Source organism: Saccharopolyspora hattusasensis (assembly GCF_050972075.1).
Taxonomy (GTDB): Bacteria; Actinomycetota; Actinomycetes; order Mycobacteriales; family Pseudonocardiaceae; genus Saccharopolyspora; species Saccharopolyspora hattusasensis.
Genome location: NZ_JBPCDC010000001.1, coordinates 392,421 through 406,100 on the forward strand (window position 1 = coordinate 392,421; position 13,680 = coordinate 406,100).

General features: G+C 68.7%; 12 protein-coding genes and 2 pseudogenes. 8 read left to right on the plus strand and 6 right to left on the minus strand.

The features are described 5' to 3' along the window. Positions 1-9 precede the first annotated feature (9 nt). From ACRXBZ_RS01995 to ACRXBZ_RS02005, 3 genes and pseudogenes are all read left to right on the plus strand, one after another. Positions 10-528, plus strand: coding sequence for a hypothetical protein (locus tag ACRXBZ_RS01995; RefSeq protein WP_433877499.1), 519 nt, complete (start codon positions 10-12; stop codon positions 526-528). After that, a pseudogene (locus ACRXBZ_RS02000) lies at positions 473-1,075 on the plus strand (Mu transposase domain-containing protein); the annotation flags it as partial. The gene ACRXBZ_RS01995 and the pseudogene ACRXBZ_RS02000, both read left to right, overlap by 56 nt. 198 nt (positions 1,076-1,273) lie before the next feature. Further along, positions 1,274-1,447: pseudogene (locus ACRXBZ_RS02005) on the plus strand (transposase); the annotation flags it as partial. Positions 1,448-1,752: 305 nt separating this feature from the next. Here ACRXBZ_RS02005 and ACRXBZ_RS02010 read toward each other — a convergent pair. The 3 genes from ACRXBZ_RS02010 to ACRXBZ_RS02020 form a co-directional block, all read right to left on the minus strand. Further along, positions 1,753-2,832, minus strand: coding sequence for a cation diffusion facilitator family transporter (locus ACRXBZ_RS02010; RefSeq protein WP_433877500.1), 1,080 nt, complete (start codon positions 2,830-2,832; stop codon positions 1,753-1,755). A 263-nt stretch (positions 2,833-3,095) separates the two neighbouring features. Beyond that, positions 3,096-3,260: a hypothetical protein gene (locus ACRXBZ_RS02015; RefSeq protein ID WP_433877501.1), complete on the minus strand. Its 165-nt coding sequence runs from the start codon at positions 3,258-3,260 to the stop codon at positions 3,096-3,098. A gap of 6 nt (positions 3,261-3,266) precedes the next feature. Then, positions 3,267-3,923 (minus strand): YncE family protein, encoded by a 657-nt coding sequence (locus ACRXBZ_RS02020; protein ID WP_433877502.1) that lies wholly within the window; start codon positions 3,921-3,923, stop codon positions 3,267-3,269. A gap of 355 nt (positions 3,924-4,278) precedes the next feature. On the opposite strand from ACRXBZ_RS02020, the gene ACRXBZ_RS02025 reads away from it, so the two are divergent. From ACRXBZ_RS02025 to ACRXBZ_RS02045, 5 genes are all read left to right on the plus strand, one after another. Then, positions 4,279-5,355, plus strand: coding sequence for a tyrosine-type recombinase/integrase (locus ACRXBZ_RS02025; protein ID WP_433877503.1), 1,077 nt, complete (start codon positions 4,279-4,281; stop codon positions 5,353-5,355). Beyond that, positions 5,352-5,684 (plus strand): helix-turn-helix domain-containing protein, encoded by a 333-nt coding sequence (locus ACRXBZ_RS02030; protein ID WP_190818330.1) that lies wholly within the window; start codon positions 5,352-5,354, stop codon positions 5,682-5,684. Before ACRXBZ_RS02025 ends, ACRXBZ_RS02030 begins: the two co-directional genes overlap by 4 nt. A gap of 5 nt (positions 5,685-5,689) precedes the next feature. Next, entirely contained in the window at positions 5,690-7,279 is a 1,590-nt protein-coding gene (locus ACRXBZ_RS02035) for an integrase (RefSeq protein WP_433877504.1), read from the plus strand. Positions 7,280-7,450: 171 nt separating this feature from the next. Beyond that, entirely contained in the window at positions 7,451-7,867 is a 417-nt protein-coding gene (locus ACRXBZ_RS02040) for a hypothetical protein (protein WP_433877505.1), read from the plus strand. Between the two features lie 1,249 nt (positions 7,868-9,116). Then, complete coding sequence (locus tag ACRXBZ_RS02045; RefSeq protein ID WP_433877506.1) at positions 9,117-9,554, plus strand: VOC family protein; 438 nt, start codon at positions 9,117-9,119, stop codon at positions 9,552-9,554. Between the two features lie 787 nt (positions 9,555-10,341). Here ACRXBZ_RS02045 and ACRXBZ_RS02050 read toward each other — a convergent pair. The 3 genes from ACRXBZ_RS02050 to ACRXBZ_RS02060 are packed head-to-tail and all read right to left on the minus strand — an operon-like array spanning position 10,342 to position 13,678. Beyond that, positions 10,342-11,895 carry a dipeptide ABC transporter ATP-binding protein gene (locus tag ACRXBZ_RS02050; RefSeq protein ID WP_433877507.1) on the minus strand — a complete coding sequence of 518 codons (1,554 nt, stop codon included), beginning with the start codon at positions 11,893-11,895 and terminating at the stop codon, positions 10,342-10,344. Continuing rightward, entirely contained in the window at positions 11,892-12,734 is an 843-nt protein-coding gene (locus ACRXBZ_RS02055) for an ABC transporter permease (RefSeq protein ID WP_433877508.1), read from the minus strand. The genes ACRXBZ_RS02050 and ACRXBZ_RS02055 overlap by 4 nt, the downstream gene beginning before the upstream one ends. Next, positions 12,731-13,678: an ABC transporter permease gene (locus tag ACRXBZ_RS02060; RefSeq protein WP_433877509.1), complete on the minus strand. Its 948-nt coding sequence runs from the start codon at positions 13,676-13,678 to the stop codon at positions 12,731-12,733. The genes ACRXBZ_RS02055 and ACRXBZ_RS02060 overlap by 4 nt, the downstream gene beginning before the upstream one ends. Between the last annotated feature and the right edge of the window lie 2 nt (positions 13,679-13,680).

Genomic DNA, 13,680 nt, shown 5'->3' on the forward strand with positions numbered 1-13,680 from the left:
CACCCGGCCATGCGCACCCTGATCGAGAACGCCGCGGGCGGGCAGTCCCCATGCCCGCCCGTTGCTACATACCCCGAGGCCGGCGAGGGGCAGCTGACCGATGAGCTGCTCGGTCAGGTGGTGGCGGCGGTGCGCCCGGCGCGCCCGACCGGACATGGCTCGGCGTGGGAGGCGTTGGAGGCGCAGCGCGACCGGATCGCGGCGTGGGTCGGCCAGGGCCTGACCGTGGTCAAGATCGAGGAGCTGCTGGTCCGGCAGGGGGTGCGGGTGCCGTATCGGACGTTGCACCGGTTCTGCCTGGAACGCACCGACTATCGCGGCCGCGCCGCGCGGGAGACGGTGCGGGTGGCCGACGGCACGCCCGGCGAGGAGTGCCAGATCGACCGCCCGGATGGGCCTGCTCTACGATCCCTCGGCGGGTCGGCGGCGGGTGGTGCACGCGCTGATCTTCACTGCGGTGTTCTCCCGACACATGTTCGTGTGGCTGACCTTCACCCAGACCCTGGAGGCGATCACCGCTGGGTGTGAGGCGGCGTGGCGGTCCTTCGGTGGAGTCTTCGCCATCCTGATCCCGGACAATGCCTCGGCGATCGTGACCAAGGCGGATGCACTCAACCCGCGGTTCACCGTGGGCTGGTTGGAGTATGCGCAGGCCAGGGGCTTCGCCACGGACCCGGCCCGGGTCCGCTCGCCGCAGGACAAGCCGCGGGTAGAGCGGGTGGTGCAGTACGTGCGCGGCAACTTCTTCGCCGGCGAGGAGTTCCTCGACCTGGCCGACGCGCAGGCCCGCGCCGAGACCTGGTGCCGGGACAAGGCCGGTCAGCGGATCCACGGCACGATCCAGGCCCGCCCGGTCGAGGTGTTCGCCGCCCACGAGGCCGCCGCGCTGCTGCCCGAACCGCAGGCCCCGTATGAGGTGCCGCTCTATGTCGAGGTGACCGTGCACCGCGACTACCACGTGCAGGTCGGTAAGGCACTGTATTCGGCCCCGAAGGCCTACCTCGGCCAGCGGGTGCAGGTTCGGGCGAACGCCGAGCTGGTCAAGCTGTTCTGTCACGGTCAGCTGATCAAGACCCACCCCCGGCAGCGGCCGGGCGTCCGCAGCACCGACCCGGACGATCTCCCCGCGGACAAGGCCGGATACGCGATGCGGGACCTGCAGCGGCTGATCGGGCGCTGGAGTTCGATGTGGTGTCCGTGTCCAAGATCGCCTCGATGCTCGAGCGCGCGACGGAGAACACCCCGCAACCCGCGCCCCGGGCCGCGCGGGCAGTTCGCGGCGGCATTCGGGGCGCGGGGCAGGCCGAGGTGGTCACCCGGTCGGCTTGCGCTGGTCACGGTGTTACAGATGGCGGAGAACCTGACCGACCGGCAGGCGGCGGAGGCGGTGCGGGACAAGATCTCCTGGAAATACGCGCTGGGGATGGAGCTGGACGATCCGGGATTCGGTGCGGCCGCGGTGCCGCAGTGGCTGGCTGAGGCGATCGATGTGCCGGCGTGGGGAAAGCGGTATGCCGCGCGGGTGGATTCCTGGCGGCTGCCCACCTCGGAGGCCAAACGCCGTGATCTGGCGGTGACTTACGGTACCGACGGGTCGATCGCGAGCAGGCCACCTGCCCGCAAGGCCAGACCAGCTCCACCTGGAACCCGGCCACCCAGCGCGGCACCGCTCTCACCTTCATCGCTTCGCAACAGCCTTCAGGCCACGGTGCGCGCGGTGATAGCGAGACGGCCGGTGGGGCAACGGCGCGGCTACGCCGAGTCTGGTGTGGGGAGTTTGCGCCGGTGGTGCGCCACGAGCTCGTGCTGCGGCTCCGCGAGCGCTCCGGCGGGGTGGGTGTGGATGGTCGCTGTGCCCAGCCGGGGCAGCGCATGGATCAGCCGGTGTTCGGCTTCGTGGGCGATGTGATGTGCTTCGACCAGGCTCAAGGTGTGATCGACGTGGAGCTCAGCCTCTGCGACGAGGCTGTGCCCGACCCAGCGCAGCCGGATCCGGTCTATCCCGTCCACACCCGGCGTCGTCTGAAGCGCATGCTCGGCCTTGCCGACCAGTTCTGGGTCAACGGCGTCGAGCAGCCGACCGAATACCTCCTTCACCGCGCCCCACAGCACCGACAGGATCACGACGGTGATCAGCAATCCGACGACGGGGTCCGCCCAGTACCACCCCACCGCCGAACCGATGGCCGAGAGCACCACGGCCAGGCTGGTGAATCCGTCCGTGCGGGCGTGCAGTCCGTCGGCCACCAGCGCGGCCGATCCGATCTGCCGGCCCACGGTGATCCGGTACCGGGCGACGAGTTCGTTGCCGATGAATCCAAGCACCCCGGCACCCGCGACCCACCACACGTGAGCGAGCGGTTGTGGGTTCATCAGCCGGTCGATGGCCTGCCACGCAGCGAGCCCTGCCGACGTGGCGATCACCAGCACGATGACGAGCCCGGCCAGGTCCTCGGTCCTCCCCAGTCCGTAAGTGAACCGCCGGGACGCCGCACGCCGCCCCAGCAGGAACGCGATGGCCAGCGGAACGGCGGTCAGGGCGTCGGCAAAGTTGTGTAACGTGTCTCCGAGCAACGCCACCGAGCCAGTGAACGTCACCAGCACTGCCTGGCCTACCGCGGTGACCATCAGCGCGGCGAAGGAGATCCACAGCGCCCGCATCCCGCGCTGGCTCGCTTCGAGCGCATCATCGACGACATCAACGGTGTCGTGACTGTGCGGCGTCACCAGGTGACGAAGCCCCAACCACCAACCACGGGTATGCCCATGCCCATGCCCATGCCCGTGCCCGTGCCCGTGGCCATGCCCGTGGCCGTGGTTTCCCTGGTTCACTCATCACTCCTCGTTGGCTGACAACACTCCTAATTCAAGGTATGACGCACGCATGGCCTGCGACAACGACGTAGAAACCAGGTACTGGCAACAAAATCCTTTTGGCACAACGCGCTTTCTCCTCTCGAAGCCGTTCGCAGGCAGACGAAACTCCCCGCAGACGCGAATATCACCGTTCCGTGCGCCGCCCTTCCTGAGCACGGCGCTGCCCTTTTACACCTCCAGGAGCATCCGTGTCGATGTTGCGGCAGGTGCCGGCCCGATCAGGGAACGGGTTCACGGTCCAGCAGAGCTGGATGGCCAGCTGTCCCTGCGGGCACCGGGTAATAGCTGTGGTGCGTGATCGGATCCACAGCGACCACGTGCGCGTTGGCCGCCAAGAAGCCCGAGCCGACCACGGTGGGCCGACGGTCGCGCATGTCCAGCATGGTCAGTCACCCGCTTTCGGCGGCCACGTACAGCCGCTGCGCGTCTGGATCGTAGGCCAGGACATCCGGTTCCTGGCCTACCGGTGCGGTCCCGGTCACTGTCCCTGCATTCAGGTCGACGGTCAGCAGCACGGCGTTGCCGTCGCAGGCCACGAAGGCCAGGCGTTGCGCCGGGTCGAGGGCCAAGCCGTGGTCATGGTCGCAGCCCGGCAGCGCTATGCGCCTGGTCACCGCGAGCTTGGAAGGGTCGAGGACGGCGAGCTCGTTGCGGCCTTGCACAGCCACCAGCATCTGGTCGCTAGCCGGGTCGTAGGCGACGTTGCCCACCTGCCCACCCAGCGCGACAGTGCCTCGTACCACGCCGCTGGTGGCGTCGATGACCGTCTCCGAGCCGCCCCGCTCGTTGGTCGTCCACACCGTATTCCGGCGCGGGTCGTACGCCAACCCGTCGGGATACTCCCCTGTCAGAGACTGGCTGATCACCTGCCCGGAGTCTTCATCCAACGCGACCATCGCGTTGCTGCCCGTCGCCGTGGCATACACCCGGTGCAGCGCGGGGACGGTCAGCACGCCATGCGCTTGCGACACATTCGGAATCACGCGCACCACGCGCCCGGCGTGCACATCGACCTCGATGACCTCACTGGTACCGAGATGCGCCACGAACAATAACCTTCTCTCCGGATCCAAGCTCTCGTAATCGAACCGCGAACCTCCGCCCGGCAACGCCACCTCCCCCACAGCACGCAGGGGCAACGTCACCGCAGCTGGCTGACACCGCGGCCGCAAAAACACCGCCGCCATCACCACGGCCAATGCCACGACAACGACACCCAGCACAACAAGTAATAGATAACCCTTGAGTTCCCGGAGGGATGTTCCGTCGTCGGGCGGCCTGGACCAGGCTGTTCTTGCTCGTTCGGGTGGTTGGTTCGTGTTCTGACTCAACTTCAGGTTCCGTGAGCCGATGTCACGTCTGTTGATGTTCTTGCGGTCGAGCTGAAGTCGGGGAGGCGTGGTGGGGCTTGCGGTCGTGCGGGATCTGCGCGAGATGCGCGAGCCGTTGGGCCCGGAGGAGATCGCGCGGTTCGAGACCGATGTGTTCGCCGGGTTCGTGTTGGCCCGCTCGGCGGCAGGCTTGGCCGATAACACGATCCGTTCGGATGTCTGCCATCTGGAGCAGGTGCGTGCGTGGTTCGGCCGACCGTTGTGGGACCTGCAACCGTCCAACGTGGACTCCTATTTCGGCACGGTGCTGCGGGCGGTGCCGCCCAACACGCGGATGGCGCGGGCGCAGGCGATCAGGACGTATTTCGAGTTCGTCGAGCTGCGGCACAAGGTGGAGATCCACAACCTGACCGGCCGGGTCGTGGAATGCCCGATCGACGAGGTGAACCGACCCCGCGGCCGACGCGAGGCGAAACTGCGGATCCCGCCGTCCGCTGAGCAGATCAGGACGCTGTTCGCCGGGTGGCGCGGCGAGCTGGCGACCTGCCGCAAGTTCGCTCCCACCGCGCGTAACTACGCCGCCGCCCGGCTGATGTCGGAGGTGGGGTTGCGGATCAACGAGGTGCGTCACTTGGATTTGGCCGACATCAAGTGGGACCTGGGCCCGTTCGGCAAACTCCATGTCCGACACGGCAAAGGCGCCCGCGGCTCCGGGCCCCGGGAACGCATGGTGCCGCTGATCAATGACGCGGGCCGGACCCTGCGGTGGTTCGTCGAGGACGTGTGGTGCCAGCTCGGTGACGACCCTGCCCGGCTGGGCGCTCCGTTGTTCTGCTCCGAACGCAAGAACGCCGACGGGACCGGTGCCAGGGTGGGCAACGAGGTGCTGAGGGCCGGGTTGGCTACGGCCGCCGCCGAGCACCTGCCGGACTGGTCGGACCGGTTGACACCGCATGTCCTGCGGCACTTCTGCGCCAGCGAGCTCTACCTGGGCGGCATGGACTTGATCGCCATCCAAGCGACGCTCGGGCACGCCTGGATCGCCACAACTATGAATTATGTTCATGTTCATCGGACGCATGTCGAGGACGCATGGCTGGCCGGGCAGCAGCGGGCCGCGCAACGGCTGAAGGGACTGAGCATATGAGGTGGAACCTGCGGCTGGCTGCCGCCAACCGTGGTATCTGGAAGGCCAGCGAGCTGCAACGGATGCTCGCCGAGCACGGCCTGATGATCAGCGCTGGGAAGATGTCCGGGCTGTGGTCGGGCAGCCCGGCCAGCGTCAAACTCGACGAGCTGAACATCATCTGCGCAGTCCTTGGTTGCGGTGTCGAGGTGTTGCTCATCCCAGAGCCCGACAAGGTCGACCGGCCCGCCCCGCAAGGCGAGTCGACCGCTGCGACCGGTACCAGCGGCGCCGCCGGTGTGACGGTCACGCCGAAACGCCGGGACGGCCGCTCGCTGCCGCCCATGTGAGCCGCGTGGTCACCATGCCCCAACGCCGACACGCGATCGACAAGACGGCGGAAAGCTGCCCCACCTGCCTGGCCTGGGGCGTGCTGTATGGCGGATATTGCCGCGCCTGCTACGACTTCCGCCGCCGCCATGCCCCCGGCCGCTGCGCGGTCTGCGGCCGGCACGTGCCGCTGAAGCACGGCTATTGCAGGCTGTGCTGGTTGCAGGCCGGGGTACTGGCCGACGATCCTCACGTCGTCACCGACGCCGACCTGGCCACGGTCACCTGCCACCAGCTGGCCTTCGCCGGCATGACCAAGATGCGCGGCCCACGCTCCGGAGTGCGCCAGCGCGCTGGCCAGCGAGCCCAGACCAGTGCACGAGTCACCGACCTCGTGCTGGCTGCGCCCCGGCCCGCCGATGGCGGGCAACTGCAACTGCACTTGCCCGGCCCGCAGCGAGCCTTCGGCTGGGAGTTGCACGCCGAATTGGCCAACCCGGTCCTGGTCCGGGTGCGGCGGATCGCCGACCAGCTGGGGCAGGCGCACGGCTGGAACCCCAAGCTGGTCGCCGAGCTGGGCCGGGCACTGGTCATCCTGCTGTCCGGACATGCCGAGGGCGAAGCGTTCCGCTACTCGCAGCTGGTTGACATCCTGCATCGCTACGGCGTCAGCATCGACCGTGTCGCCGAGGTCCTGGATCGGGCGGACCTGTTCGTTGACGACCGCGTCCCGGCGTTCCAGCACTGGCTGGACGGCAAGCTCGCCGAACTCGCGCCCGGCATCGCCGCCGACGTCCACGACTGGGTGCGCACTCTGCACCACGGCGGGCCGCGCAGCCTGCCCCGCAAGATGGGCACGACCCGCCGCTACGTGCGCGCCGTCCACCCCGTGCTCGTGGACTGGTCCGCCCGCTATGCCCACCTGCGCGAGGTCACCGTCGCCGACGTCGCCGCCGTGATCGAAGCCCTGCAAGGACATCGCCGTCGGCAAGCCGTCACCGGGCTGCGGTCGTTGATGCGGCACTGCAAGAAGACCGGCACCATCTTCGCCAACCCTGCCGCTCGACTCCGGGACCGCAGCAACCGCGACGACCCAGTGATCCTTCCCTTGTCTCCCAACGAAATCGACGACGCTACGCAGGCCGCGACCACCCCCGCCGCCCGGCTCACCCTGGCGCTGGCCGCAGTGCACGCCGCCCGCCCCGACGCCATCCGCAAGCTCCGGCTCGACGACGTCGACCTCGGCAACCGGCAGCTCACCATCGCCACGGTGACCCGACCGATGGACCAGCTGACCTACCGTCTCTTGCTCGACTGGCTCACCTACCGGCGTGACCGTTGGCCCCACACCGCCAACCCCCACCTGATCATCAACAAGCAGACCGCGAACACGACCCGGCCGGTCAGCGACAACGCGCTCACCGGTCCGTTCCGTCGCCGAGCCGCCACACTGGAGGCCCTGCGCGTCGATCGCCAACTCGACGAAGCCCTCACCCACGGGCCGGACCCTCTCCACCTGGCCGCCGTGTTCGGGCTCGACGAGACCACCGCCATCCGATACAGCGCCGCCGCCCGTAATCTCCTGCACAGCGCCCACCACGACACCGTGGGTTGAGCACGAACCCAAGGGTCCAACCGCCCCACACAGCCCGAACACCCTTGGGTTCCCGCTGAGAATCCCTCAGTTCGCCTGAACTCCGGGCAGAGTCGCCACCTCCCTTGAAACCGTGCGCGGCACCGGATACCGGCTGCGCACGGACGGCGGCCACCCGAACACGAGGCCGTGATGATCAGAAACTGGCCCATCCGCCTGCGACTCACCGCCGCGTTCACCCTCACGATGGCGCTGATCCTCACCGTCGTCGCGCTCGTCACCGTGACCAACTCCCGGGCCTCCCTGGACGAATCGATCACGGAGTCGCTGCAGTACCGGCTGCGTGACGTCCAATCCGCTGCCGAAGCGGTTTCGCCGGTCCTGTCCAACGGCCGGTATGCGGCCGAGCAGGTCCTCGAAGCCAACCAGCAGGCGGTCGCGAGTTCTCGCGAAGTGGTAGGTCAAGTGCTGCTGAGCCCCGCAGAACTCGCCGCAGCCCAACACGGCCCGATCATGGTCGACACCCCGGCGCCGACGCGCTGGCCGGGCCCGTGCGCATCGCAGCTGCCCCCGCCGCGAACGGCTCCCGCATCGCCGTGGCGGCAGTAAGCCTCGCCGACCGGGACGCCGCAGCCGCCGACCTGGCGGAGGAGCTGGCCGTAGCGTTCCCAACCACTTGCCGATCGTTGATCACCGCTGAGCGGGGGACGACCTGCCGCTCGATCGCCCTCATCCTCGGCACGCTCCTCCGGTACTGATCACCCTGGTCCTCGTGCATGGAAGCCTGGCGACCATTGCGCCATGGGTGGCCGGGATCGGCACCATGCTCGGCATGTGCCGCTACGCCAACATCCGATCAAGCAAGAATGCAGGACCTCCCCCCTGATCAATCCGCCATAGAGCACCTCGGTCGCACCGGGTTGCGGACGCAATACATCCGCCGTTGTCGCGTACGCGGTCGACGCGGATCGGCCAGCCAACACAGTCACGCTGCTTTGTTGGTTCGGCGGACTCCTGCGCGGCGGTGGCGAACCTCACCGGCCGAAGGGGACATTCGGATTCTCGTGGGTTCTCTCAGCCACTACGGGAACCGGGACCCGGTCACCTTCCCACCACGACTCGGGATCGGCATGGAAAAACGCCCCGAACACCGGTGGATTCTCTCCTCGACGGCGCCGGCACCGTGCCCGTGCCACTGCCAGCGGCGCTCGTTCACACACGGCCTCCCGCACCACCGCTCGCAACTGCCCGACCGCTGACTCAGACAAAGTCAGCGTTCTCTGCCCTGTCGGAGTCACCGAGACGCCGTCAGGTGCGATGCCGATTTCGAGGTGCGCCCGGCGCCCTGCTGTGTCGCTTGCCGACACGTCAGGGCACCGACCAAGTCCGCGGGTCCCGCTGCCACCGAAACCGGGCCAGCAATGCCAACACCGTACGCACGCTTCTCTGAACTAACGCATGTGCGCTCAACCGAGGTCGACAACTGGCTGTCGAGGGTCAGGAGAACGCGCTGTCGGCGGCAGAAACGGATGTTCGATGGCCGGCAAATCATCGCCTTGAGAGTCGGTCGGCCAGTCCCGTTCTCCCGCATTTTCGGGGGTACGCAACCATCTCGTGGTGATGGTCCTTCCGTGGAGGGCCAAGGCACCAGCCTCCAGCAGTGCTTGCCGCTCGGACCATCGCGATCGGTAGGGTCGTGGCTGACCCGGTACCGGGACCGGCGGGTCCGGTGGCCCCGTCCTTGTTGTTGGCCGGGGTGGTGCCGAAAAAAAATGGCCGAGGATGTCGAGACCGTGACGCCGGCTCCGTCCCCGGGGCACGAGCGGCCACGAGGGGCCGTGCGACACAGGAGGAAATCATGACGATTCACCGGATGGATCATGTCGGCTTCGTGGTGGAGGATCTCGCGGCGGCGATCGCGTTCTTCGTCGAACTGGGCCTGGAGTTAGAGGGCGAGACCACGGTCGAGGGTGCCTGGGTGGACCAGCTCGTCGGGCTGGAGGGCGTGCGATCGGACATTGCTGTCGTGCGGACCCCGGACGGCCAGGGCCGGGTCGAGCTGTCGACGTTCCATCGGCCGGTGGCCACCGGCAGTGCGCCGTGGGAGCCGGTGAACACCCCGGGCATCCCTCGGCTCACGTTCGTCGTCGACGCAGTCGAGGATGTCCTCGACCGGCTGCGCGGCCACGGCGCCGAGCTCGTGGGCGAGCTGGCGCAGTACGAGGATTACTGCCGGTACTGCTACGTCCGCGGCCCCGCCGGCGTCATCATCGGGCTGGTCGAGGAACTCCGCTGAACGACGCTCCGTGCGTCCGTGTGATAGATCACCGACCATTACCATCCGCATGGGAAAGGACCGCCGCCATGGCCGTCGCTGATGATCTCGACCGTGCCACCGACTCGAAGTAAGGGAACGTGTCATCAGCCGCTGACGGAGACGTTCGCCGAGCTGAGCAAGATCACCGCAGGCATGGCTGACCGGCTCGCCACGCTGATTATCGCCCCGGCGGCTGGCGCGTTCGCCGAGCTGGAAAACGTGGACAGCCGCGTCGACCGGCTGCACACCGGTGTGCTGGCGCAGATCACTGTTCCGGACTTCGCGCACGGCCCGAAGGGGCAGGCGATCTGGCGTTGGTCGCGCGGTTCTACGAGCGGTTCGCCGGCCAGGCCGCGTCGGTGGCCAAGCGACCGGACTTCGCCGCGACCGGCGAGGTCCCCAGCACGTAGACGCCGGGCGGGCGGGATAGCGACGGGTCAGGGGACGGCCTGGGCGGCGGCCTGTTCCTGGCTCCAGCACGAGGCATCCGTTGCCCGCGGCTGTCGAATCCGTAATGTAGGTCCGAACAACTCAACTGGCAGGGGTCCGCACCTACATTGCGGATCGCAGGTCGGCGGCCGTACCACTCGCAAATTTCCGCTGGACTGGACATCCAACGACTTCATGCGTACTCGATCGGTGTCCCGCTACCTGACCCCGTTCGCGGCGTCCTTCCTCAAGGTGTACATGGCCGTCATATTGGTGACTGGGTGCGGCTGTCGAGTGGGTTGGCGCAGAGTGCGGTGTGGCCGCTGAGAAGCCACCTCTATCCTGCACTGGGCGGTGACGGCAGGCGTGGCACGGCTTCGAGCAGCGCCTTCGTGTAGGGGTGGCGGGGGGCTTCGAACACCGCCTTGGTCGGGCCTTCCTCCACGATGCGGCCGTCCTTCATGACCAGGAGCCGGTCGCAGATCTGCTCCACGACGGTCAGGTCGTGGGTGATGAACAGCAGTGCCACGCCGAGCTTCTGTTGCAGGTGCGTGAGCAGGTCGAGGACCTGAGCCTGGACTGACACGTCCAAAGCGGACACCGACTCGTCACACGCCAGCACCTCGGGTTCCGGCGCGAGCGCACGCGCTATCGCGACGCGCTGGCGCTGGCCGCCGGACAGCTGGTGCGGCCGGCGGCCGACGAGGGCGGGGTCGAGCCCGACGAGGTCCATTAGCTCGGCGACCCGGCCGCGCCGACGCCGACGGCCTACCACACCTTCCGCGATGATGCGGCCGACCGTGTGGCGTGGATCGAAGGCGGCGTGCGGGTCCTGCTGGATCAGCTGAATCCGGCGTCGACGCGAGCGCCGGGCGCGTTCCGGGACCGTCGACCACTCCTCGCCCGCCAGTCGTACCCGGCCACTGTCCGGTTCGGACAGTGCCAGCACCAGCCGGGTCAGTGTGCTTTTGCCCGAGCCGGACTCACCGGCCAGGCCGAGTGTCTCCCCGGCGCGCAGCGTCAGTGACACGCCGTCAACCGCGCGGCGATCGCCGTAGGATTTCGTCACGTTCTCGACCTCGAGCACGGTGTCGCCGCCGGCCTGCACGGGACGCTCGTTCCGTTGCCCGCGCGCGATGTCCAGCAGCAACCGGGTGTAGGGATGCTCTGGATGATCGAGGATCCGTTGGGTGGGACCGATCTCTACGATCTGCCCGTGCCGCATGACGGCGATCCGGTCGGCCAGGCGGGCGACCACCGCGAGGTCGTGACTGATGAGCAGCAGCCCGCGTCCCTGCTCCTTGATCTTGCCGAGCAGGTCCAGGATCTGGTGCTGCACGAGCACGTCCAGCGCCGTGGTCGGCTCGTCGGCGATCATCAGGCCGGGCTCCGCGACCAGCGCGGACGCGATCAGCGCCCGTTGCCGCAACCCGCCCGAGAGCTGGTGCGGGTACTGCCGGGCGCGGGTGGCGGGATCGGGGATCCCGACCTCGCCGAGGACTTCCAGCACGCGGCGGCGGACCTCCGCGGGTGCGGTCTTCTCGTGCAGGGTGAGCGCCTCGGCGACCTCGTCTTCAATACGCCGCAAGGGATCTAGGGAAACCAGCGCGTCCTGCAGCACCATGCCGATGTCCCGGCCACGCAGGCGCTGCCAGTCCTTCTCGGCGAACCCCGCCACGTCCTTGCCGCCGACGCGCAACGTCGTGGCGCGCACTCGGGCCCGCTCGCCCGCGAGCCCGAGCAGGGCCCGTGCGGTCACGCTCTTCCCGGACCCCGACTCCCCTACCAGCGCGAGACATTCCCCGTCGCCGATCGAGAACGACACGTCGCGCACCACCGGCTCGTCGCGGCCGAAGGCCACCTCGAGCCCGGCCACCTCCAGCAACGTCACCGCACGCTCCTCGCCTGCAGGCTCCGTCCGAGCAGCGTCGCGGCGAGCACGACAGCGACGATCGCGAGCCCGGGAAATACCGCGATCCACCACGCGTTCGCCAGGTAGCTCTGACCTTCGGCAAGCATCACGCCCCACTCGGGCGTCGGCGGCAGTGGCCCGAGGCCGAGCAGGCTCAGTCCCGCGGCGGCAGTGACCGCGGTCCCGGTGCCCAGCGACGCGAGCACGACGACCGGCCCGCCGACGTTCGGCAATACGTGGCGCAGCGCCGTGCGGATCGGGTGCACGCCAAGGGTCTTCGCTGCCCCGACGTATTCGGCCTTCGCCACCGCGAGCGCCTGCCCGCGAACAAGCCGCGCGTAGTACGGCGCGGCCGCGACGCCGAGCGCCACCGCGATCTGCGCCGACCCGGTCCCGACGAGCGCGATCACCAGCAGCGCGAGCAGGACTTCGGGAAACGCCAGCCACACGTCGGTCAGCCGCATGATCAGCATGTCGGCGATGCGGCTGCCCACGGCGACCAGCCCGAGCGCGGCCCCCATCACGACGCCGATCGCGGTCGCGACGAGACCGGTGGTCACCGAGTACCGGGCGCCGTGGATGAGCCGCGAGTAGACATCCCGGCCGAGCTGGTCGGTGCCCAGCGGGTGCGCCGCACTCGGCGGCTGGAACGTGTGCTGGACGTCGTTGGTGTCCGGGGACAGGTGCACGAACCAGTCCGGGAACACCAGCACGGCGGCGACGAGCGCGAGCACCAGCGCGCTGAGTACGAGAACCGCGCGGGAGCCGGTGGTGCGGGTGCGGGTCCGTACCTCGAGCGCCGGGTTGAGCGAGGTCACGAGCCTTCTCCCTTGCGCAGGCGGGCGTCGATCACCGGGTACAGGGCGTCGGCGAGCGTGTTGGCGACGACGAAGACGAGCGCCGCGAGGGTGACCACGGCGGACACGACGGGGGTGTCGCGGTGCTGGACGGCGTTGACGAGGACCGTGCCGAGGCCTGGCCGGGAGAACACCTTCTCCACGAGCACGGCGCCGCCGATGAGCGTGCCCAGCGCCCACGCGGACATAGTCGTGGCGGGCAGCAGCGCGTGCCGGAGCGTGTGCCGCAGGAGCAGTCCCAGCCTGCTCTGACCCCGTGCCCGCGCGGTCATCACGAACGGTTTTCCTTGTACCAGGGCGAGTTCCTGGCGCATTACCTGCGTCAGCACCCCGGCGACCGGCACGGCGAGCGCCAGCACGGGCAGCACCAGGCCGGCGAGGCCCTGCGCGCCGTATGCGGGGAACCAGCGCAGCGTGAACGAGAACACCGACAGCAGCAGGATGCCGAGCCAGAACGGTGGGACCGCCACCGCGAGGATCTCGAGCACGGAGGTCCCGGCACGGATCACCACCCGATCCCGCCCGGCAGTGACCACGGTCACCAGTAGCGCCAGCACCAGGCCGGTGAGCGCGGCGGCGAACGCGAGTTCGAGCGTGGGCGTGACCTGGCCGGACAGCAGCGTGCTCACCGGTTCGCCGCGCTGGTAGGACTTGCCGAAGTCGCCGGTGACGAATCCGCGCAACCGGTCCCAGTACTGCGCGAGCAGCGGCCGGTCGAGGCCGTACTCCGCGGCGGTCTGCTCCCGCAGCCCCGGGATGGTGGCCGCCTGCGGGCCGAGGATCGCGTCGATCTGGTCACCGCCGGTCGCGCTCACCGCGAAGAAGGTCACGGTCACGGCACCCCACACCACCAGCACGCCCGCGAGGGCGCGGCGGAGGAGGAACCGGGGCAACGAGTCACGCACGT

What these genes read in the sequence shown, in the direction of transcription:
- ACRXBZ_RS01995 (WP_433877499.1), top strand. Translation starts at nt 10, where the DNA reads ATGCGCACCCTGATCGAGAACGCCGCGGGCGGGCAGTCCCCATGCCCG.
- ACRXBZ_RS02015 (WP_433877501.1), bottom strand. Translation starts at nt 3,260, where the DNA reads ATGCTGGACATGCGCGACCGTCGGCCCACCGTGGTCGGCTCGGGCTTC.
- ACRXBZ_RS02030 (WP_190818330.1), top strand. Translation starts at nt 5,352, where the DNA reads ATGAGGTGGAACCTGCGGCTGGCTGCCGCCAACCGTGGTATCTGGAAG.
- ACRXBZ_RS02040 (WP_433877505.1), top strand. Translation starts at nt 7,451, where the DNA reads ATGATCAGAAACTGGCCCATCCGCCTGCGACTCACCGCCGCGTTCACC.
- ACRXBZ_RS02045 (WP_433877506.1), top strand. Translation starts at nt 9,117, where the DNA reads ATGACGATTCACCGGATGGATCATGTCGGCTTCGTGGTGGAGGATCTC.